The following is a 21,789-nucleotide window of genomic DNA, read 5'->3' on the forward strand; positions in this document are numbered from 1 at the left end:
GGCTCGGTTCTAGCACGTGGCGCCCGCTCACCAGCTGACCGGCAGCGCCTTGCCCTCCTCGTAGCCCGCGGCCGACTGCAGGCCCACGTGCGCCCGCTCGTGGAAGTCGGCCACGCTCCGGGCGCCGGCGTAGGTGAAGGACGAGCGGACCCCCGAGGTGATCATGTCGAGCAGATCCTCGACCGAGGGCCGCAACGGGTCGAGGTAGATGGTGGAGGAGGAGATGCCCTCGGCGAAGAGGCGCTTGCGGGCGAGCTCGTAGGCGTCGAGGCGGTCGAAGCGCTCCTGCACCGCCTTGGCCGAGGCCATGCCCCAGCTCTCCTTGTAGACCCGGCCGGCCGCGTCGCTGCGCAGCTCCCCCGGCGCCTCGATCGTGCCGGCGAACCAGGAGCCGATCATCACGGAGGCGGCGCCCGCGGCCAGCGCGAGGGCGACGTCGCGCGGGTAGCGCACCCCGCCGTCCGCCCAGACGTGAGCACCCAGCTCGTGTGCGCGCTCGGCCGTCTCGAGGACGGCCGAGAACTGCGGGCGGCCGACCGCGGTCATCATCCGGGTGGTGCACATCGCGCCGGGGCCGACGCCGACCTTGAGGATGTCCGCTCCCGCGTCGACGAGGTCGTGCACCGCGTCGGCCGTGACGACGTTGCCCGCCGCGATCGGCACTCCGAGATCGAGCGCGGAGACCGTCCGGAGCGCCCGGAGCATCCCCTCCTGGTGGCCGTGCGCGGTGTCGAGGACGAGGACGTCGACGCCCGCGGAGACGAGCGCGCGCGCCTTCGCCTCGACGTCGCCGTTGATGCCGATCGCCGCCGCGACGCGCAGACGCCCGTCCGCGTCGAGCGCCGGGTCGTAGACGGTGGAGCGGAGGGCGCCGGTGCGCGACAGCGTGCCGACCAGGGCGCCGTGGTGCAGCACCGGGGCGAAGTCGAGGTCGGCGGCCACCATGAGGTCGAAGGCGGCCCGCGCGGTGGGCACGTCGTCGGCGTCGATCGAGGGGGTGGCGGAGTGCACCAAGTCGCCCAGGCGCGCGTCCGGCAGCGCGGTCGCCAGGCGCGCGGCCGGGACGCAGCCGAGGATCGCGCCGCCCTCCTCCTGCACCACGAAGCCGTGGCCGGCGACGGCCGGCAGGATGCGCAGCGCCTCCTCCACGGTCGTCGCCGGCGAGGCGGTGAGGGCGCCGGAGAAGGCGACCGGCTGGCGCTTCACCCAGCGGATCGCGGCGTCCAGCGCCTGCAGGGGCATGTCCTGCGGGAGGACGCCGAGCCCGCCCCGGCGCGCGAGCGTCGCTGCGAGGCGCTGACCGGTGACCGAGTTCATGTTGGAGGAGACGACGGGGATCGTCGCCCCGGTGCCGTCGCCCGGGGCGAGCGAGACGTCGAGGCGGCTCGTCACCGACGAGCGGCCGGGGACGAGGAAGACGTCCGAGTAGGTGAGGTCGCCTGAGGGTGTTCCGCCGGAGAAACGCATGGGGGAAACGCTACTCCGGCGCGGCCCCGGGTCGGCCGTGCAGGGAACGGGGCTAGGCTTGGCGACCGGGACGGGACCAGGCGACGGCACCGGTTCCCGCTGGTGCGAGGACGACCTCCTCCGCCGCGGTGGCAGGCGCCGAGGGATGCGACGGGCCCGTCCGGATGATCGAGGACGAATCAACGGAGAGAGTGGGCGATCGGCTGTGTCGAGCCAGTTGACCGGAGCAGGAACAGAGCAGGGCGCGGAGGACTTCGGAGCCAACGAGTGGCTCGTGGAGGAGCTGTACGAGCAGTACAGCGCCGACCGCGCCTCGGTGGACGAGTCCTGGTGGCCCATCCTGGAGCGCTACGGCGCCCAGCTCGCGAACTCCGGCAAGGACGCTCCGGCTCCGGCTCCCGCCGCGGCCCCCGCGCCCGCCGCCTCGAAGCCCGCCGCTGCCGCCGAGCGCGTCTCGTCGAGCGGCGGAGGCGCCGTGACCCATCCCGCCGCGGCCTCCTCCTCCGAGTCGACCCCCGCCTCCCGCACCACGTCGAAGCAGCCGAAGGCGCAGCCGATCCCGGCCGACGCTCCGGTGAGCAAGCCCTCCGCCGAGGACTCGACGCCGGACGAGGACGTCGTCACCCCGCTCCGCGGCATGGCGAAGAGCCTCGCGACCAACATGGACGCCAGCCTCAGCATCCCCACCGCGACGAGCGTCCGCACGATCCCGGCGAAGCTGATGATCGACAACCGCATCGTCATCAACAACCACCTGCGCCGCACCCGCGGCGGCAAGGTCTCGTTCACGCACCTGATCGGCTGGGCGCTCATCCGCGCGCTCAAGGACTTCCCGAGCCAGAACGTGTTCTACGACGAGGTCGACGGCAAGCCCGCGGTCGTCGCCCCGGCGCACGTCAACCTCGGCATCGCGATCGACATGCCGAAGCCCGACGGCACGCGCGCCCTGCTCGTGCCGAGCATCAAGCGCGCCGACACGCTGAGCTTCACGGCCTACCTCTCGGCCTACGAGGACCTGGTCAAGCGCGCGCGCGGCAACAAGCTCGTCGCCGGCGACTTCGCGGGCACCACGCTCTCGCTGACGAACCCCGGCGGCATCGGCACGGTCCACTCCGTCCCCCGCCTGATGAAGGGCCAGGGCTGCATCATCGGAGCCGGCGCCCTCGAGTACCCGGCGGAGTTCCAGGGCGCGTCCGAGAAGACGCTGGTCGAGCTGGGCATCGGCAAGACCATCACCCTGACCTCGACCTACGACCACCGCGTCATCCAGGGCGCCGGCTCGGGCGAGTTCCTCAAGATCGTGCACGAGCTCCTGCTCGGCGGCCGCGGCTTCTACGAGGACATCTTCGCCGCGCTGCGCATCCCCTACGACCCGATCCACTGGTCCACGGACATCGCCGTCGACCTCGCCGAGCGCGTCTCCAAGACCGCCCGCGTGCAGGAGCTCATCAACTCGTTCCGCGTCCGCGGGCATCTGATGGCCGACGTCGACCCGCTGGAGTACGTGCAGCGCTCGCACCCCGACCTCGCCATCGAGAGCCACGGCCTCACCTTCTGGGACCTCGATCGCGAGTTCGTCACGGACGGCTTCGGCGGCAAGCGCCAGCTCAAGCTGCGCGACATCCTCGGGATCCTCCGCGACTCGTACTGCCGCACCGTCGGCGTCGAGTACATGCACATCCAGGACCCGGAGCAGCGCGCCTGGATGCAGCAGAAGCTCGAGCGCGGCTACGAGAAGCCGGGCCACGACGAGCAGCTGCGCATCCTGGGCAAGCTCAACGAGGCCGAGGCCTTCGAGACCTTCCTGCAGACCAAGTACGTGGGCCAGAAGCGCTTCTCGCTCGAGGGCGGGGAGTCGCTCATCGCGCTGCTCGACGCCGTCCTGCAGGGCGCGGCCGACGAGCACCTCGACGAGGTCGCGATCGGCATGGCCCACCGCGGCCGCCTGAACGTGCTGACCAACATCGCCGGCAAGACCTACGGCCAGATCTTCCGCGAGTTCGAGGGCACCCAGGACCCGCGCACGGTCCAGGGCTCCGGAGACGTGAAGTACCACCTCGGCACCGAGGGCACCTTCCGCGGCGCGGCGGGCGAGGAGATCCCGGTCTACCTGGCGGCGAACCCCTCGCACCTCGAGGCCGTGAACGGCGTGCTCGAGGGCATCGTCCGCGCCAAGCAGGACCGCAAGCCCATCGGCACCTTCACCACGCTGCCGATCCTCGTGCACGGCGACGCCGCGATGGCGGGCCAGGGCGTGGTGGTCGAGACCCTGCAGATGTCGCAGCTGCGCGCGTACCGCACCGGCGGCACGATCCACATCAACATCAACAACCAGGTCGGGTTCACGACTCCCCCTCACGAGGCCCGCACCTCGATCTACTCGACCGACGGCGCGAAGACGATCCAGGCGCCGATCTTCCACGTGAACGGCGACGACCCCGAGGCGGTCGTCCATGTCGGGCAGCTCGCGTTCGAGTACCGCCAGCGGTTCCACCGCGACGTGGTCATCGACCTGATCTGCTACCGCCGGCGCGGGCACAACGAGGGCGACGACCCCTCGATGACCCAGCCGCTGATGTACAGCCTGATCGAGGCCAAGCGCTCGGTCCGCAAGCTGTACACCGAGGCGCTCGTCGGCCGCGGCGACATCACCGAGGAGGAGTACGACCGCGCCCACCAGGACTTCCAGGACCGCCTGGAGCGCGCGTTCGCCGAGACCCACGCCGCGCAGACCGGCGCGATCCCCGTGATCACCGCCGACGGCGACTCCGTGGCCGACCTCGAGCTGCCCGACGCGCAGCAGGGCGAGGACTACCCGGGCGAGCCCGAGGTGACCGGCGTGAAGACCGAGGTCGTCACCCGCATCGGCGACGCGTTCACGACGCCGCCCGAGGGCTTCACCGTGCACCCCAAGCTCCAGCAGCTGCTGGCGAAGCGCCAGGAGATGAGCCGCTCCGGCTCCATCGACTGGGCCTTCGGCGAGCTGCTCGCGCTCGGCTCGCTGCTGCTCGAGGACACCCCGGTGCGCCTCGTCGGCCAGGACACGCGCCGCGGGACCTTCGTCCAGCGCCACGCTGTCCTCCACGACCGCGAGAACGGCCAGGAGTGGCTGCCGCTGATGAACCTGTCCGAGCAGCAGGCCCGGCTCTGGATCTACGACTCGCTGCTCTCGGAGTACGCGGCGATGGCGTTCGAGTACGGCTACTCGGTGGAGCGGCCCGACTCGCTCGTGCTGTGGGAGGCGCAGTTCGGCGACTTCGCGAACGGCGCCCAGATCGTGATCGACGAGTTCATCTCCTCCGCCGAGCAGAAGTGGGGGCAGCGCTCGTCGCTCGTGCTCCTGCTCCCGCACGGCTACGAGGGCCAGGGCCCCGACCACTCGTCGGCCCGGATCGAGCGCTACCTGCAGATGTGCGCGGAGCGGAACATGACCGTCGCGCGCCCGTCGACGCCGGCGTCCTACTTCCACCTGCTGCGCCGCCAGGCCTACTCCCGGCCCCGCCGACCGCTGATCGTCTTCACCCCGAAGGCGATGCTGCGCCTGCGCGGAGCCTCGAGCCCGGTCGAGGACTTCACCTCGGGCCGCTTCCAGCCGGTGATCGACGACGCGCGGATCCAGGACGCCTCCGCCGTGAAGCGCGTCCTGCTCCACGCCGGCAAGGTCCACTACGACCTCAAGGCGGAGCTCGAGAAGAAGCCCGACGACGGCATCGCGCTGGTCCGGGTCGAGCAGTACTACCCGGCGCCGATCGAGGAGCTGCGCGGCATCGCCGAGCGCTACCCGGACGCGGAGCTCGTCTGGGTGCAGGACGAGCCCGAGAACCAGGGCGCCTGGCCGTTCATGGCCCTCGAGGTCGCTCCGAAGCTGGGCCGGTCCATGCGCGTGGTCTCGCGCCCGTCCGCGGCCTCCCCCGCGGCCGGCTCGGCCAAGCGGCACGCCTCCGAGCAGGCCGACCTGCTGTCGCGGGCACTCACCCGCTGACCCGCGGTCCGCACGACGCGGTCGGGCCCGTCGGAACCTCGTGTTCCGGCGGGCCCGTCGCGTTGCGGGCGGACCGTGCCTGACCGCAGGCCCACAGAGACCGGCAGAAGCGCTCTCGACGTGCGGGGGCCGCGGCGCCCGGAGGCCGCCGGACACGACGGAGCCCCGGCCCCTCGAGGGCCCGCGGTGCGCGGGAGGTCTCGAACGGCCGGGGCTCCCCGGGTCGTGCTGCGCCTAGAGGCGGGCGGGCGTCTGGGAGTGCGCGGCGTGCTCGTCGCGGAGCATGCCGAGCACCTGGGCGCGGAGGTCCTCCGGCGCGGTCTCCTTGCACGCACGCTGCACGGCGACCGTCAGCACCACGCCGACCTTCGCCTCGTCGGCGCAGTCGATGCATCCCGCCATGTGCTCGCGGATGTCGGCGGCGTCCTCCTTGCACAGCTCGTTGTGGAGGTACTCCTCGAGCTCGGCCTTCGCCTTCGTGCAGCCGCTGTCGGTCATTTCGTGCTCCCGGAAGTGAATGCGGCGCGGAATCCGCGCTCGCGTGCGTAGTCGGTGAGTCGTTCGCGCAGCATGCGCCGGCCGCGGTGCAGCCGGCTCATGACGGTCCCGACGGGGGTCTTCATGATGTCCGCGATCTCCTGGTAGGAGAAGCCTTCGACATCGGCGAAGTAGACGGCGAGCCGGAAGTCCTCCGGGATCGCCTGGAGCGCCTCCTTCACCGCGGTGTCGGGGAGGTGGTCGATCGCCTCCGCCTCGGCCGAGCGGCTGGAGGTGGCCGTGGTCGACTCGGCGCCGCCCAGCTGCCAGTCCTCGAGCTCGTCGATCGCGCTCTGGTAGGGCTCGCGCTGCTTCTTGCGGTACGAGTTGATGAACGTGTTCGTGAGGATGCGGTAGAGCCAGGCCTTCAGGTTCGTGCCCTGCTCGAACTGGCGGAAGGCGCCGAAGGCCTTCGCGAACGTCTCCTGCACGAGGTCCTGCGCGTCGGAGGGGTTCTTCGTCATCCGCAGACCGGCCGCGTAGAGCTGGTCGATGAAGGGCAGCGCCTGCTGCTCGAAGAGGGAGCGGAGATCGACGGGAGCCTCGACCGGGGCGTCGTCCAGCGACTCCTCGACGGTCTCCACGATCGTCTGCTCCGCGTCGGCGGGCTCGGGAGCCTCGTCGGCGGAGGTGGTGCGGGGTTCGTCGTCGCGAGTCATCACGAGCGATTCTAGAGCGGCGGCGCGGCGGACGACCGGGGTTGCGGCCCGAGGGCGCCTCCGGGCGACGGGTCTGCTGCTCCGGAGGACCGGGGGTGCTGCCGTCATGCTCCGCCTCCGTCACGCTCCTGACGACGCCCTGCGCGCCGACTATCCTGACAACCGATGGTCTTCTCGCGTTATTCCGCCCCCGAGTTCGATCCGTACGGCGACGCCCGTGCGCTCCCCGGCGACGACGCCTGGCCCGCACCGCTCGCGGCCGGCGCTCTCGACGCCGAGGTCGGCCTGCCCGGCTCCAAGTCGCTGACCAACCGGGAGCTCGTGCTCGCGGCTCTGGCCGACGGGCCCTCCACGCTGCGCGCGCCGCTGCACTCCCGCGACAGCGCCCTGATGATCGAGGCTCTGCGCTCCCTCGGCACCACGATCCGGGAGTCCGGCTCGACCGGCGGCTTCGGCGCCGACCTGGTCGTGGAGCCCGCGGAGGAGCTGCTCGGCTCGACCACGATCGACTGCGGGCTCGCAGGCACCGTCATGCGCTTCGTCCCGCCCCTGGCCGGCCTCGCGCTCGGCCCCACCACCTTCGACGGCGACGCGTACGCGGCGAAGCGGCCGATGGGGGCGACGATCGCCTCCCTCCGCGCGCTCGGCGTCGACGTCGCCGACGACGGCCGCGGCGCGCTCCCCTTCACCGTCCACGGCTCCGGCTCCGTCCGGGGCGGCGACGTCGTCGTCGACGCCTCGCGGTCGAGCCAGTTCGTCTCGGCGCTCCTGCTGGCCGGCGCCCGCTTCGACGAGGGACTGCACCTGCGCCACGAGGGCAGCGCCGTTCCCTCCCGGCCCCACATCGACATGACCGTCGCCGCGCTGGCGGCCCGAGGAGTCGAGGTCGGCACGCCCGCCGACGGCGAGTGGACCGTCGCGCGGCAGCCCATCGCCGGCGCCGACGTCCTCATCGAGCCCGACCTCTCGAACGCCGCGCCGTTCCTCGCCGCGGCACTGGTGACGGGCGGCCGGGTCCGGCTGCGCCACTGGCCGGCCGTCACCACACAGGTCGGGGCGCACCTCGAGCGGATCCTGCCGCTGTTCGGCGCCCGCGTCGAGCGCGACGGCGAGGACCTCGTGGTCACCGGCGGCGACGAGATCCTGGGCGTGGACCTCGACCTGTCGGAGGGAGGCGAGCTCGCCCCCGCCCTCGCCGCCCTCGCCGCGCTGGCCTCCACTCCCAGCACCCTGACCGGGATCGGCCACATCCGCCACCACGAGACGGACCGCCTCGCCGCCCTCGCCGCCGAGATCACCGGCCTCGGCGGCCGGGTCACGGAGCTCGAGGACGGTCTGCGCATCGAGCCGGCCGAGCTCCACGGCGGCCGCTGGCGCACCTACTCCGACCACCGCATGGCCCACGCCGGCGCTCTGATCGGCCTCGTGGTCCCCGGCGTGGTGATCGAGGACGTCGCGACGACAGCGAAGACCCTCCCGCAGTTCCCGGAGCTGTGGACGACCCTCGCCGGATCGGTCTGACCCGTGTCGTGGTGGACGGACAGCGGCCTCGACGCCGACGGTGCTCTCGACGACTTCGACGGGTACGACGAGTCGGACGCGCGGGTGCGCCCGAACCCGAAGGGCACGAAGCCCCGGACCAAGAACAGGCCCGCCTACGAGGACGCCGAGATCGCGATGGTGCTCGGCGTCGACCGGGGTCGCTACACGGTGATGATCGGCGACGGGACGCCCGAGGAGCACGAGTTCACGGCGGCCCGGGCCCGCGAGCTGCGGCGCCAGGCGATCGTGGCCGGCGACCGCGTCGACGTGGTCGGGGACTCCAGCGGCGACGAGGGGACGCTCGCCCGCATCGTCCGCATCCGCGAGCGGTCGACCCTCCTCCGCCGTAGCGCCGACGACACCGACGCGATCGAGCGCGTGATCGTCGCCAACGCCGACCAGATGCTCTGCGTGGTGGCCGCCGCCGACCCCGAGCCCCGGACCCGGCTGGTCGACCGCTACCTGGTCGCCGCCTTCGACGCCGGGATCACTCCGATGCTCTGCATCACCAAGACCGACCTCGCGGACCCGGCCCCGTTCCTCCGCAACTTCGAGGGGCTCGACCTCCGCGTGTTCCTCTCGAGCCAGGACGAGCCGCCGGTCGACGAGATCGCCGACGCCCTCCTCGGCCACGAGACCGTGGTCGTCGGGCACTCCGGAGTCGGCAAGTCCACCCTCGTGAACAAGCTCGTCCCGGACGCGCACCGGGCCATCGGGCGCGTGAACACCGTGACGGGCCGCGGTCGGCACACCTCGTCCTCCACCGTCTCGCTCCGCGTGGAGCGCGGCGACCGGCACGGCTGGGTCATCGACACCCCCGGCGTCCGCTCGTTCGGACTCGGCCACGTGAACACCGACAACATCCTCGGCGCGTTCACGACCCTCGCCGTGATCGCCCGGGACTGCCCGCGCGGCTGCACGCACCTGCCCGACTCCCCCGACTGCGCCATCATCGAGGCGGTCGAGGGCGGACTGCTGGGCGCCAGCGGACCGGAGCGCCTCGACTCGCTCCAGCGCCTCCTGACCACCTTCGCCACGACCGACGGAAGCAGACGATGACCGACCTCTCCCCCCTCCCCGCCGAGGCGCGCCTCGCCGCCGGCGACTCCGCTCCGGAGTTCACGCTGCCGAACCAGGACGGCGAGCCCGTCTCGCTCGCGGACTACCGCGGACGGCGCGTCATCCTGTTCTTCTACCCCGAGGCCGACACCCCCGGCTGCACCACGGAGGCCTGCGATTTCCGCGACAACGCGGCGTCCCTCCGCGACTCCGGCTACGAGGTCCTCGGGATCTCGCGGGACGCTCCGGAGGCGCTGCGCCGCTGGGCCGACGCCCAGGGCATCGCGTACCCGCTGCTGAGCGACCCCGACATGACCGTGCACCGCGCGTATGCGGTGTGGGGCGAGAAGAGCCTCTACGGCAAGACCGTCGTCGGCGTGCTGCGCTCGACGTTCGTCGTCGGAGCCGAGGGAGCGCTCGAGTTCGCGCAGTACGGCGTCCGGGCGACCGGGCACGTGCAGGCGCTCCGCAAGAAGCTGAAGCTCGTCTGACCCCGGGGCGCGCTGTGCGGGTCATCGCGCGCCAGCGGCTCGCGGAGTACCGCTCATCTGCGAGCATCTCTCATGTCGACGTGAGCGGCACCGCCCGGTGCCCCGTCGGGACGAGGGGTGGTCAGGGTGCGCTCGAATGCTCGCAGGACGACGGCCGGAGCGGCGATCGCGGTCGTGGCCGCCGTGCTGGCGGGCTGCACGCCACCGGAGCCGGCGCTCACCGCCGCCAGGGTGCTGCAGGCGGTGTCCGTCGCCGTCTCGTCCGACGGGGGTGTCCGTGCGATCGAGGGGACGGCCCTCGCCGTCGGCGACGACCCGTCCGACACCTCGGCGACCACCACCGTCTACGATCCCCCCGAGGTCGCCGCCGACCTGCCGGTCCGTGTCCGGCCATCGTGGCGCACCGCCGACGCCTCGGGCACCGATCCGGCCGACCTCGCCGGGCGCTCGGGTCGGATCGAGATCTCGCTCGCGGTGGAGAACCTGACGGTCCGGCCCGAGGAGGTCGCGTTCGACGCGGCCGGTCGTGCAGCCCGCCGCAGTGCACTCGTCGGCGCTCCGCTGACGATCGCAGCCTCCGCGGTCCTGCCGGGCGTCCCGCCGAGTCGCGTCGTCACCGAGAGCGAGTCGGGTGCCGTCACCAACGGCGTGCTCAGCCGTGACGAGCACGGAGACGCCGTCGTGCAGTGGGCCGCTCTCCTCGCTCCCCCGGGCGGTGGCGCGACGGCGAGGCTGACCCTCGTCGCCGACGTCGCCGACTTCGCCGTCCCCGCCTTCGACCTGGCGGTCCAGCCCGGCCTGAGCACCGACCCGACCACCGAGGGGGCGCTGGGCGCCGCGTTCGACTCCTCCGACGCCTCGCCGCTCGCCCTCGAGCGCCGCACGATCGAGCTCGTCACCGCGGTGGACGACCTGCTGACCCAGGCCGGCACCACCGTCGCCGAGGTGCGGGCCTCGCTCGACGCGACCTCCGAGACTCTCGGTGTCCGCACGGCCGAGGAGCTGCGGGCCGGCGCCGCCTCGACGGCGGCCTCGATGCAGAGCCTCTCCGGGCAGCTCGGCGCGCTCCGGGCGCAGCTGTCGTCGACGGCCTCGGGCACCGAGTCCGGCCTGCTGGCGCAGCTGTCCGAGGCGATCGACGCGGTGGACGCTCTGCTGGGCGACACATCGGCCGCGGTGCCGCCGCCGACGGTCTCGGGCAGCGGATGCGGAGTCGCCGTCGACGGCGGCCGCTCCGGCTCGATCCACTCGGAGCTGCTACGGCTCACGGCCGAGCTCGACGCGTACGGGACGGCGGCCGAGTCCTGCCGCGACGAGGTCGTCGCGGCTCTCCGTGCTGCCGCGGGGCCGGCACAGCCCTCCGCCGAGACCTGCACGGCACCCTCGACGACCTGCTCCCTCGCCGCGTCCGGAGCCGCCGTCGACACCGTGCTGCTCGGGATGCTCGATCGCGGGCAGGACCTCGTCGACTCCCTGCAGCCGGAGCTGATGGACGGCGTGCAGGCCGGGTTCGCCGCCCTCTCGAGCAGGGTGGACGTCGCGTCGGCCTCTGTGGCCACCCTGGCCGACCCGGAGGGATCCCGCACCCGGGCGCTCGCCGCCCTGTCGGCGACGCTGGACGGGCTCGACGCGGACACCGCGGGCCTGGAGACGACGGTCGCCTCGGTCGGCGCCGCCGCCACGACGGCCCTGGACGAGCTCGGCACGCCGACCAGTGCGGGGTCGCTGTCGGCGCAGAACCAGGAGCTGGCCGACCGGCTCTGCGAGCTGTCGCCGGCGACACAGTCCCCTGCTGCCGCACCCACGCCGACCGGGCGTCCGACGCGCGCACCCGTGGAGGTGACGCGGGGCTCCGTCGAGCAGCTCCGCGCCTTCCTGACCGCGACGCCCTGCTCCGGCGCGGGCCGCCTCGACGCTCCCGACGGCTATCCGGCCCCCCTGGCCGACCGGCTGAGCGACCAGGTCCACGCGTGGACCGCCGTCGCCTCCACCGTCGGCAGCACCGGCGCTAGTGCCGACCTCGCCGCCCTGCGCGCCGCGCTCGCCACGGTCCGCGGAGGCGTGGCCGAGGCCGGCGCGACGGCCGGCTCGGACGACGCGCGCCTCACCGGCCTGCTCGCCTCCCTCCGCACCGGCGTCGACGCGCTGACCGCTCAGCGCGACGCCCTCGGCACCCGCATCGACGCTCTCGGCGCCCAGCAGGACGCTCTCGCACCGGCGATCCAGGAGGCGTTCGCTGAGGCGGACACGGCCGCCGCATCCGCGGTCACCGCACTCCTCGACGAGCAGGTGCGGCGGATCTCGACGCGCTCCGGCGCCGACGCCGACGCGGTCGTCGCGATGTTCGACCGGTCGGTCTCGAGTCTGCGCACGGCCTCCTCCGGCATCCGCTCCGACGGTGCGGCGACGGTGGACGCCGGGCACCGGGCTCTCCGCACCGCGGAGGCCCGGATCGGCGGGGCCGTCTCCGAGCGGACGCGCGCCTCCCTGGCCGGCATCGCGACGACGATCGACGCCTCGACCCGCGACACCGACGCGGCCGCCGCGCTCCTCGCAGCCGATCTGCACAAGGTGCTCCTGGACCTCGGCGACCGGACGGTCGGCGGCTCCGGCCTGCTCGGATCGATGACCACGAGTGCCGCGAAGGTCGGCACCGCCGACGTGCAGCTCGCCCTCGCCTCGCAGAGCGCACGGGGCTACGCCGCGGTGCGGTCCGAGGACGTCTCGGGCATCCTGCTGGCGCAGGCCCAGGAGCGGGCCTCCCTCCGGGCCGGGGATGCGCTTCCCGCGTTCCATCTCGACCTGCCCGAGGGCACGCGGACCCGGACGGTCTACTCCTTCCGGATAGGGGACGAGCGATGACCCGCCAGGGCAGGCGCGCGGCGCAGCACCCCCGCACCGGTCGACGGACCACGATGCTGGTCGGCGGCGCCGTCGCCCTTCTCGGCGTCAGCGGTGCCCTCGTCTCCCTCCTGCCGCCGCAGTCGGCTCCGATGACGGAGGTCGCCGCTCTGCCTGTCGGCTTCTCGTGCGCCCGGGTGCCCGAGCGGATGACGCTCGGGGTGGTGGTCTCGCTCAGCTCGGCTCCGGGCGAGGGCGCGGAATGGAAGGACGCGGCGAACGGCGCCGTCGTCGCCGCGCACCGGTCAGCGATGGGCGGCTGCGAGATCGGTCTCGTCGCCGTCGACGACCACGGGACGCCCGAGGGTGCCCGCGCCGCCGTCGAGGAGCTGACGGGGCAGGGCGTGTCCGGCCTCGTCCTCGCGACCCACGGCACCCATACCGCTGCAGCCGTGGACGCCGCTCGGGCCGCGGGGACAACGGCCGTCCTCCCCTACGGAGGCGGCCCCGACCTGCCCGGCGACGGCGTCTGGTCCCTCGGACCCGACACCGCCTCGGCCGACGCGGCACTCGTGGAGGAGGCCGGCGGAGGCGCCCGGGTACTCCTCGTCGACACCGGTGGAGGCACCCCGACCGGTCTCTCGCCCGCCGCGACGGTGACCGCCGATCCCGGCGCCACCGCGGACGTGATCGTCAGCGCCGCCCGCCCGCACCTCGAGGGCGAGCCGGCGGTCGAGCGCGTCGTCGTGTCCGGCCCCGCCGCGGCGCAGGCGACGGCGGTCGCCGCTCTGCAGGCGGCGGGGGCGTCCGTCCCGATCCTGCTCACGCCCGACGCGCTGAGCCCCGCCTTCGCTCCCGCCCTGGCCGCGGCCGGAGGCACCCTCTCGGGAGATCTGACGACGATCGGCACGGATTCCGGCGACGCGGTCGCTCTCCGCGGCGACGAGCGCGGGCGCGCGGCCTCCGCGTTCCTGGGGGCTGTGCGGTTGACCGCCGACGATGCCGCGCGGACGACCCTCCTCGGCGACCGCGCGTTCCGCGATCTCGCCGCGGTCGCGGACGCCCCCAGCCACGACGCCGTCGTGGCGCTGGTGCGAGCCGCGGCCGTCGCAGGCAGCAGAGAATCCGCGGCGGTCGCCGCCGCACTCCGGGGATCCACGATCGGACCGGCGGACGGGCTCGCCGGTCCGCCGCTCGACTTCGGCGCCGCGCACGCTCTGGACGTCCCGGCACTCCCCCTCCACTCCTCGCCGCAGCGCCTCGGCCTGCGGCCCGCCGACCCGCCGCTGCTCTGGTTCGCCGGACAGCCCCGACCGTGAGCCCCCGGTGCGACTCCTCCTCGACCTCGACGGCACCCGCTCCGACATCGACCTCGGCCGCCACCGCGACTCCGCGACACTCGGCGAGCTGATCGCCACCGCAACCGGGCACCGCCTCCCGCCCGGGACGGCCCTCGCCGTCGACACCGCCCTGCACCCTGTGGAGACCCGGCTGGCCGATCTGCTGCTGCTCGAGGGAACGCGGATCGCCCGCTCCCCCCTGCCCCGACCTGCCGCGGCCCGCGGGTGGACGGCCGTGCTGTCGGGCGGTCTCGGCGCGGGAGCCGTGGTCGAGATCCCGCGGGCCCGCGCGCTGATCGTGGGCCGCTCCCCGCACGCCGACGTCGTCCTCGACACGGCGAGCGCCTCCTGGGAGCACTTCTCGGTGACCCACGAGGGCGACGGCCTGCGGGTGCACGACGCCGACAGCACCAACGGCACCCTGGTCGACGGCGTCTCCGCGACCGGGGACGGGGTCCTCGTCTCCGACGCCGCGGTCGTGATCGCCGGTGGGGCGGCCCTCCTGTTGCGCCCCGCGCCCCCCGAGCTCCTCGCGCCCGAGCCGGGGAGCGCGGACAACGTCTCCGCGACGGCGACCGTGCCCTTCAACCGGCCGCCGCGACCGGGACGTCCGGCGGCCGGCGAGGCGGTCGTCCCGCCGGCCCGCCTCGAGATCGCCTCCGCCACGACCTTCAGCGTGATCACCGTCGCCGCGCCGCTCGTCCTCGCCTTCGCGATGGTCCTCATCATGGGCGATGCGCGCTACGCCCTCTTCGCCGCGCTCGGCCCCGTGGCCGGAGTGGGCCTGTGGTTCGAGCAGCGGCACCGGCACGCCCGAGCGACCCGGTCCGAGGAGCAGCGCTACGGCGAGGCGCTGCAGACGCTCCGCGACGACATCGCCCGTTCCGCGCGTGTCGAACGGGCCCGCCTCGAGGAGGACGCGCCCGACCCGGCGACGACGATCCGCCGGGCGGCGCTGCCCGCCACGTCGCTGTGGCAGCGGCGCGCGACCTCCGCCGATGTGCTCCGCCTGCACATCGGCGTCGGCGACGTCCCGTGGTCTCCCCCGCTCGATCAGCGCGGAGTGCCGCGGCTCGAGGAGGAGGTGCGCGCGATCCTGGCGGTGAGCGTCGTCCCGAGCGCGCCCGTGTCCATCGATCTCGCGGACTCGGGCGTCGTCGGGATCGTCGGCGACCGCGAGGGCGGCCTCGCTCTGGCGAGGAGCCTGCTCTGCCAGGCGGCGGTCCACTGCGGTCCGGCCGACCTGGCGATCGGGGTGTTCTGCGACCGGCGACGCGACTCCGACTGGAGCTGGGCCTCCTGGCTCCCCCACACGCGTCTGCCCGGGGGCGGACGCCGACTCTCCGACCGGCGCGACCGCAGCTCCGAGCTCCTCCGCGCCCTCCGCGACGAGGACTCGCCGCGCGTGCTCCTGGTGCTCGACTCCGGCGTGCTGACCGAGGGACGCGCCGCTCCGGCGCGCGAACTCCTCGGACTCGGCCGCGGCGAGCGCGAGGCGGCGATCCGGATCTCCGGCCTCGTGCTCGCGGCGTCGGAGGAGCAGCTCCCCGCCTCCTGCACGGTCGTCGTCCGGGTCGGAGCGGACGCCTCGGCGGTCCTCTCCCGGCCCGACGAGCGGATCACCGTCGAGGACGTGGTGCTCGCCGGTCTCGCCTCCTCCACGGCCGAGCGCTGTGCGCGCGACCTGGCGCGCTTCGAGGACCCGGAGCTCGTCACCGCGGGGGCGGCCCTCTCCGCGCTCGTGCGGCTGCCGCCGCTCCTGGGCGCCGATCGTCCGACCGCCGCGGACGTCCGGGGGTGGTGGTCGAGCGCCCGGGGCGTGCGCGCGCCCGTCGGCTCGTCCGAGCACGGTCCGCTCGTGCTCGATCTCGTCGCCGACGGCCCGCACGGCCTGGTCGGCGGCACCACGGGCTCGGGCAAGAGCGAGTTCCTGCGCTCCTTCGTGGCCGGCCTCGCGGCCTGGAACGATCCGACGCGCCTCACCTTCGTGCTCATCGACTTCAAGGGAGGTGCAGCGTTCGCGTCCTGCGAGCGGCTCCCGCACACGATCGGCACCATCAGCAACCTCGACGCCCAGCTCGCCGACCGCGCGCTGCGCTCGCTCGAGGCCGAGATGCGGCGTCGTCAGCGGCTCTTCGCCGCCGCCGGCGAGGGTGTCGACGACCTCGACGCGTACTGGGCCACCTCGCCGCCGGAGCCGATGCCGCGGCTCCTGCTCGTCGTCGACGAGTTCGCCGTTCTCGCGAAGGAGCATCCCGACGTCCTGACGTCCCTCGTGAGCGTCGCCGCGGTCGGCCGGACGCTCGGCGTGCACATGATCCTCGCCACCCAGCGTCCTGCCGGAGTGGTGAACGACGACATCCTCGCCAACACCAACCTCCGCGTCGCCCTCCGGGTGCAGAGCCGGGACGACTCCGCCGACGTGATCGGAGTCGCGAGCGCGGCCGGGATCTCCCGCTCCCAGACCGGCCGGGCGTACGTGAAGCGGGGCCAGAACGACATCTCGCCCGTCCAGACGGCGCTGGTCACCGGTCGCGCGGAGGCGGCGGCCGTCGAGGCGATCGAGGTCCGCCCGGTCGGACCCACGGGCGTCCCCGTCGAGGGCCCCTCCCCGGTCGCCGCCGACGAGACGGCCCCGACCGATCTCGACCTCCTGATCGACGCGGTGGTCGAGGCGGACGCCGCTTCGGGCTTCGGCCCTCCCCGCCCGATCTGGCCGGAGCCGCTCGAGGACACCGTGGCCCTCAGCGGGTTCGGCGCGGAGGAGTCCGACCTCGGTCGCGTCGTCGGCGACGTCCTCTACATCGCACTCTCGGACGACCCCGACCGGCAGCGCCGGTCTCCGACCGGCTGGGATCTGGGCGAGGGGAACCTTCTCCTCATCGGCATCCCCGGCAGCGGCACCAGCACGGCGCTCGCGTCGATCGCACTGACGGCCGCCCGCCACTTCCCCCCGGACGAGCTCGACCTCTACGTCCTCGATGCCGGTTCCCGCGACTCCGCCCCGCTCGCGCGACTCCCGCACACCGTCTCCTACGTCGGCGCAGGTGGCGGATCCCACGAGAAGCAGACCCGGTTCCTCCGTCACCTGCGCGACGAGGTGCGCCGGCGCCGAGCATCGCCCGGGGGCCACCGTCGTGCGCTGGTGCTCATCGACGGTCTCGCGACTCTGAAGGACGAGTTCCAGGACTGGGAGGGCCTGGCTCTGATGGAGGCGTTCACCCGCGCCTACGCCGACGGACCGGAGCTCGGCCTGCACTTCGCGGTGACGAGCACCCGGGCGAGGGCGATCCCCTCGGTGATGGAGGAGGTCACGACGCAGAAGTGGCTGTTCCGCCTCGCCGACCCGCAGGACTACGCCGCCGCCGGGGTGAAGCCGGTGCAGGCGCCGGCAGCGGTGCCGGGGCGCTGCGTTCTCACCTCGTCGCTCCTGCAGACGCAGGTCGCGACTCCGAGGGCCGGTCTCGACGACGCGATCGCCGAGCTCGCGGCCGCCTGGCCGGATGCGCGCGGCAGGACGAGCACGGTCGGCACGCTTCCCGACAGGGTCGCCGTGAGGGCACTCGGGATCGAGGCCTGCTTCGATCGCGAGCCGTGGCTGCTCCCGATCGGCCTCGGCGAGTCGGACCTCGCCCCGCTGGCGTTCCAGGTCTTCGAGGGCGAGCACGTCGTCATCGCCGGACCCGCCCGATCGGGCAAGTCGACCGTGCTGCTCGCCCTGGCCGAGGCGGCGCGGGCCGCCGGCTCGATCGCCGTCTGGGGAGTGTGCGATCGACGCTCCCCGCTGAGGGGCGCGGACCTCGACCGACTCGCCGTGGGCGCGGAGGAGCTCCGCACCCTCCTCGCGTCGCTGTCGACGGAGGAGGGCCCCGTGCTGCTCCTCCTCGACGACGCCGAGCGCTGGGACGACACCGACCAGGCGCTGATGAGGCTGGTCTCGTCGGGTCGCCCGGGACTCTGCGTCGTGCTGGCCGGCCGGTCGAGCGAGCTCCGCAGCCATTTCGGGAACTGGACGAAGAAGGCGGCGGCCTCCCGCTCCGTGCTGCTGCTCCAGCCCGACGTCGACAACGACGGCACTCTCCTCGGCGCGCAGATCCCGCGGCGCTTCCCCGTCCCGCCCACGGTGGGCCGGGGCTTCGTCAGCCTCGACGGCGAGATCCACTTCGTGCAGTCGGTCTCGCCGACGCCGGCGGACGGCGGCTGATCAGCGCCCTCGGGCGGGTGATCGCGCCTCCGCCACCGAGTCGATCGGCGCGTCCTCCTCGAGAGCGCTCCGATCACTCCGAGACGCACCGATGGAGGTGCGCGGAGGAAGGAGCGCGGAGACGACGAGCACGTCCCGCCCCCGCTCGCCGGAGCACGCAGGGGCGGGACGGCCGGTCAGCTCCCTCCGCCGGCGGCGAAGATGTTCTGCGAGATCGTCGCCAGCTGGCTGCGCAGCTCCTCGAGCTCCTGCTTGGCCTTCTCGAGGGCCGACTTCGTCTCCGGCCAGGTCGACGAGCGGAACTGCGAGGCCAGCGGACCGTCCCAGACGTTCGGATCGGACAGTGTCCGCCCCTGTGCGTCGAGCCGGCTGATCTGATCGGCGAGGCCGCCGTTGACGATCGACTGGATCTGCTGGATCGCGGACTTCGCCTCGTCGGTCGAGAGAACACGTGACATGGATCACACCTTTCTACCCCTGCGGACGGGACCGTCCCTCCCGCTCCCCACTCCACCGTCGTTTCATGAGGATGTCTCGTCATGGTAGAAGGCAAGACAGCACAGACGGCTCGCGTGGCGTCGACGGCTCGACACTGGCGCGGGAGGTCGACTCACTCGCGAGTGGTGATCGCGAAGGGACTGCTCGAGAGGTCCGAGAACGCGCCCACTCGGGCGCGCAGCTCGCAGGACGGAGTCACCGTGAGGGCGGTCACCGTCAGCCCGTCGGACGACACGGCGACCGCGCCGCTGCAGCCGTCGCTGAAGCGAACGCCCTCCACTCCGCCCGCGATCGCCTCGAGCATGCTGCTCGCCGGCGCGGACGACGGCGTCGCGAGCAGGGGGTTCACGGGGTCGGCCCCGCTCGGCCAGACCGGCACCAGCGTCACCGGCAGCGAGGTCCGGCCGACCGTCCGCGCGGGAGTCTCGATCCGCACATCCCGCAGCCGCTGTACGGGATACGCCGTCCCGGTGACCGCAGGGTCAGCCACGGCCTGTGCCGTCGCAGACGCTGCCGCCGCCAGCCACCCGTCCAGGGCGCTCTGCTCGGCCACCGCGATCGGCACGGTCGCCGTGACGTCGACGATCCCCTGCGCCGGGACGTGCAGGTCCGTCAGGCTCCAACCGCAGCCGACCCCGACTCCGGTGACGCTCGGCCGGTTGCGCACCGCCGTCACTCCGGACCAGCTGGCCGCGGGGCACGCCGCCGCGGCGTCCGGGCCCGGCAGCACCTCGAGGAAGGACCCCGAGAGGGGCGCGCTCTGGGCGGAGTAGGAGATCTCGACGACCACGGCCCGTCGCTCCGCGTCCCAGGTGGCCGATCGAGTCACTCCGAGGCCCGTCGGCAGCGGCCGGTCCTGCTGCCGGGCCGACAGGTCGGCATCCGGTGCCGAGGCCCGTGCTCCGCCGCCGCGCGGCTGGACGGCGAGGAGCACCGCCCCGATGAGCAGGACGCCGGCGCCGACGGCGGCGAGGATCATTCGCAGACGTCCGCCGCGCCCCCGCCGAGCAGGAGCCTCGAACGGCCGTTCCGCCAGGCGCAGCTCGCGGCGCGGCACCGGGCGGAGCACGGTCGCCTGCGACGACGGGCCGAGCTCGGGAGCGGGCCCCTCCTCCACCGGCTCCGACGACATCTCCACCGCCATCCCGCGGAGGACCGTGCCCGGGCGCTCGGCCTCCTCGAACTCCGCCGCGCCCGCCGCGAGCGGCAGCGCCGGCAGCCCGGCCAGCGCCGGGGAGAGGCGTCGCAGGATCCCCGCCGCCTCCGCAGCCGTCGGCCGCGACGCCGGATCCTTCGCGAGCATCCGGTCCAGGAGCGACGCGAGCCGCGGCGGCAGATCCAGCGGCGGCGGGAGCATCGCGACGTGCCGGTAGGCGACCGCGACGTCGGCGCCGGGACCGGCGAAGGGGGTCCGGCCGCACAGCAGCTCGTAGAGCAGGATCCCCGTCGAGTAGACGTCGCTCGGCGGGCCGGCCGCTCCGGTGGCGAGCATCTCGGGCGAGAGGTACTCCGGCGTCCCGATGACACCCGTCGTCGCGCGCGGCCCCTCGGCGACCACATGAGCGATGCCGAAGTCGGAGACGCGGACGGCGGAGCCCGCATCGTCCGCACCCTCCGCGAGCAGGACGTTGTCGGGCTTCACGTCCCGGTGGACCGTGCCGATCGCATGCGCGGCGGCGAGAGCGTCGAGGATCGAGGCCGCCACGGGCAGCGCATCGACCGCCGGGAGGGTGCCCTCGTCCCGCAGCAGCTCCCGCAGCGATCCGCCGCCGACGAGCTCCATCACGATCCCGAGCGTCTCCCCCTCTACGACGAGGTCGAGCACCTCCACGACGTGCGGGTGCCGCAGACGGGTGAGCACCGACCTCTCACGGACGAACCGCTCGACCAGGCCCGCGTCGTGCACGTGCTCACCGCGGAGGAGCTTCGCCGCGCGGTCCGGCCCCTGCGCGTCGGCGACGCGCCACACCTCGCCCGCGGCACCCGAGCCGATCCGCTCGAGCAGGCGGTAGCGCGCCCCCAGCGGATCCCCGGCACTCCTCGCCACGCCGCCTCCCGATCCGAGCTTCCGTCATCTTCGAGAGGAAGAATAGCGGAGACCGCTCGGGCGGATCAGCGGTGGCGCATCGCCCGGATCAGAACCCCTCGTTGGCGCGCGGTGCGTAGTCGGCGCCCAGCGCCTCCAGCTCGTCGGCGGTCAGCTCCACGTCCAGCGACGCGACCGCGTCGTCGAGGTGGTGGAGCTTCGTGGCTCCGACGATCGGAGCGGTGACCGCCTCCTGCTGCCGGACCCAGGCGAGCGCCACCTGCGCACGGGGCACGCCGCGCTGCTCGGCGATGCGTGCGACGGTCGCGACGGTCCGCCGGTCGGCCTCCTCCTGCTGGCGGTAGAGGGTGCCGCCGAAGACGTCGGTCTCGGTGCGCGCCGTGGTCTCGTCCCAGTCGCGGGTGAGCCGGCCCCGGGCGAGCGGCGACCACGGGATCACGCCGACTCCCTGGTCGACGCAGAAGGGGTGCAGCTCGCGCTCGTCCTCGCGCTGGATCAGGTTGTACTGGTCCTGCATCGAGACGAACCGCGTCCAGCCGCCCAGATCCGCGGTGTACTGCGCCTTCGCGAACTGCCACGCCCACATGCTCGAGGCGCCGATGTAGCGCGCCCTGCCCGAGCGGACGACGTCGTGGAGCGTCTCCATCGTCTCCTCGATCGGCGTCTCGGGGTCCCAGCGGTGGATCTGGTAGAGGTCGACGTAGTCCGTGCCGAGACGCCGGAGGCTGTCGTCAATCGCGCTGAGGATGTGCCGCCGCGAGAGGCCGCCGCCGTTGGGGCCGGAGCGCATCCGCCCGTGGACCTTCGTGGCGATCACGACCTCCTCGCGGACCGCGAAGTCCGCGAGCGCCCGGCCGACGAACTCCTCGCTCGTGCCGTCGGAGTAGACGTCCGCCGTGTCGAACGTGGTGATCCCCAGGTCCAGCGCCCGCCGGAGGAAGGTCCGCGACTCCTCCTCGCCCATGCTCCAGCCGTGGGCCCCGCGGTCGGGAGCGCCGAAGCTCATGCAGCCGAGGACGATCGAGGAGATCTGCAGGCCGCTGGAGCCGAGTCGGGTGGAGTCCATGCGCGTCGCTTCCGTGTCGAGGAGGGGGTCCCTCCAGCGTCGCACCCGCGAGCGGC

General features: G+C 73.6%; 13 protein-coding genes. 7 read left to right on the forward strand and 6 right to left on the reverse strand.

The features are described from left to right. Positions 1–27: 27 nt before the first annotated feature. The gene (locus GSU40_RS10990; protein ID WP_104246650.1) at positions 28–1,467 is read right to left on the reverse strand and encodes a GuaB1 family IMP dehydrogenase-related protein; all 1,440 of its coding nucleotides are present in this window, start codon (positions 1,465–1,467) and stop codon (positions 28–30) included. Positions 1,468–1,672: 205 nt separating this feature from the next. Here GSU40_RS10990 and GSU40_RS10995 point away from each other — a divergent pair, with 205 nt between their 5' ends. Continuing rightward, positions 1,673–5,449 carry a multifunctional oxoglutarate decarboxylase/oxoglutarate dehydrogenase thiamine pyrophosphate-binding subunit/dihydrolipoyllysine-residue succinyltransferase subunit gene (locus GSU40_RS10995; protein ID WP_181068290.1) on the forward strand — a complete coding sequence of 1,259 codons (3,777 nt, stop codon included), beginning with the start codon at positions 1,673–1,675 and terminating at the stop codon, positions 5,447–5,449. A gap of 234 nt (positions 5,450–5,683) precedes the next feature. On the opposite strand, the gene GSU40_RS11000 is transcribed toward GSU40_RS10995, so the two are convergent. Then, positions 5,684–5,947 carry an alpha-ketoglutarate decarboxylase gene (locus GSU40_RS11000; protein WP_159914941.1) on the reverse strand — a complete coding sequence of 88 codons (264 nt, stop codon included), beginning with the start codon at positions 5,945–5,947 and terminating at the stop codon, positions 5,684–5,686. Next, a complete protein-coding gene (locus GSU40_RS11005) occupies positions 5,944–6,645 on the reverse strand; it encodes a sigma-70 family RNA polymerase sigma factor (RefSeq protein ID WP_159914943.1) in 702 nt (233 codons plus the stop codon). Before GSU40_RS11005 ends, GSU40_RS11000 begins: the two co-directional genes overlap by 4 nt. A 165-nt stretch (positions 6,646–6,810) precedes the next feature. Here GSU40_RS11005 and aroA point away from each other — a divergent pair, with 165 nt between their 5' ends. From aroA to GSU40_RS11035, 6 genes are all read left to right on the forward strand, one after another. Continuing rightward, positions 6,811–8,166: a 3-phosphoshikimate 1-carboxyvinyltransferase gene (aroA, locus tag GSU40_RS11010; protein ID WP_159914945.1), complete on the forward strand. Its 1,356-nt coding sequence runs from the start codon at positions 6,811–6,813 to the stop codon at positions 8,164–8,166. A gap of 3 nt (positions 8,167–8,169) precedes the next feature. Next, positions 8,170–9,246 carry a ribosome small subunit-dependent GTPase A gene (rsgA, locus tag GSU40_RS11015; RefSeq protein ID WP_104224119.1) on the forward strand — a complete coding sequence of 359 codons (1,077 nt, stop codon included), beginning with the start codon at positions 8,170–8,172 and terminating at the stop codon, positions 9,244–9,246. After that, on the forward strand, positions 9,243–9,737 hold the full coding sequence (gene bcp, locus GSU40_RS11020) for a thioredoxin-dependent thiol peroxidase (protein ID WP_104232788.1): 495 nt from the start codon (positions 9,243–9,245) through the stop codon (positions 9,735–9,737). Before rsgA ends, bcp begins: the two co-directional genes overlap by 4 nt. A gap of 126 nt (positions 9,738–9,863) precedes the next feature. After that, positions 9,864–12,599, forward strand: coding sequence for a hypothetical protein (locus tag GSU40_RS11025; protein WP_160034976.1), 2,736 nt, complete (start codon positions 9,864–9,866; stop codon positions 12,597–12,599). Then, entirely contained in the window at positions 12,596–13,897 is a 1,302-nt protein-coding gene (locus tag GSU40_RS11030; protein ID WP_160034978.1) for an ABC transporter substrate-binding protein, read from the forward strand. Before GSU40_RS11025 ends, GSU40_RS11030 begins: the two co-directional genes overlap by 4 nt. A 7-nt stretch (positions 13,898–13,904) precedes the next feature. Then, positions 13,905–18,122 (forward strand): FtsK/SpoIIIE domain-containing protein, encoded by a 4,218-nt coding sequence (locus GSU40_RS11035; protein WP_160034980.1) that lies wholly within the window; start codon positions 13,905–13,907, stop codon positions 18,120–18,122. Between the two features lie 176 nt (positions 18,123–18,298). On the opposite strand, the gene GSU40_RS11040 is transcribed toward GSU40_RS11035, so the two are convergent. From GSU40_RS11040 to GSU40_RS11050, 3 genes are all read right to left on the reverse strand, one after another. After that, positions 18,299–18,580 carry a pyrophosphorylase gene (locus tag GSU40_RS11040; RefSeq protein ID WP_104224124.1) on the reverse strand — a complete coding sequence of 94 codons (282 nt, stop codon included), beginning with the start codon at positions 18,578–18,580 and terminating at the stop codon, positions 18,299–18,301. 152 nt (positions 18,581–18,732) lie between these two features. Further along, positions 18,733–20,667, reverse strand: coding sequence for a serine/threonine-protein kinase (locus GSU40_RS11045; protein WP_160034982.1), 1,935 nt, complete (start codon positions 20,665–20,667; stop codon positions 18,733–18,735). 88 nt (positions 20,668–20,755) lie between these two features. Continuing rightward, positions 20,756–21,733 carry an aldo/keto reductase gene (locus tag GSU40_RS11050; RefSeq protein ID WP_104283369.1) on the reverse strand — a complete coding sequence of 326 codons (978 nt, stop codon included), beginning with the start codon at positions 21,731–21,733 and terminating at the stop codon, positions 20,756–20,758. Positions 21,734–21,789 lie beyond the last annotated feature (56 nt).

Origin of the sequence: Rathayibacter sp. VKM Ac-2805 (assembly GCF_009834265.1) — a bacterium.
Classification (GTDB): domain Bacteria; phylum Actinomycetota; class Actinomycetes; order Actinomycetales; family Microbacteriaceae; genus Rathayibacter.

Coding starts and splice junctions, on each gene's coding strand:
- GSU40_RS10990 (WP_104246650.1), bottom strand. CDS start 1,467: ATGCGTTTCTCCGGCGGAACACCCTCAGGCGACCTCACCTACTCGGAC.
- GSU40_RS11000 (WP_159914941.1), bottom strand. CDS start 5,947: ATGACCGACAGCGGCTGCACGAAGGCGAAGGCCGAGCTCGAGGAGTAC.
- GSU40_RS11005 (WP_159914943.1), bottom strand. CDS start 6,645: ATGACTCGCGACGACGAACCCCGCACCACCTCCGCCGACGAGGCTCCC.
- aroA (WP_159914945.1), top strand. CDS start 6,811: ATGGTCTTCTCGCGTTATTCCGCCCCCGAGTTCGATCCGTACGGCGAC.
- bcp (WP_104232788.1), top strand. CDS start 9,243: ATGACCGACCTCTCCCCCCTCCCCGCCGAGGCGCGCCTCGCCGCCGGC.
- GSU40_RS11030 (WP_160034978.1), top strand. CDS start 12,596: ATGACCCGCCAGGGCAGGCGCGCGGCGCAGCACCCCCGCACCGGTCGA.
- GSU40_RS11040 (WP_104224124.1), bottom strand. CDS start 18,580: ATGTCACGTGTTCTCTCGACCGACGAGGCGAAGTCCGCGATCCAGCAG.
- GSU40_RS11050 (WP_104283369.1), bottom strand. CDS start 21,733: ATGGACTCCACCCGACTCGGCTCCAGCGGCCTGCAGATCTCCTCGATC.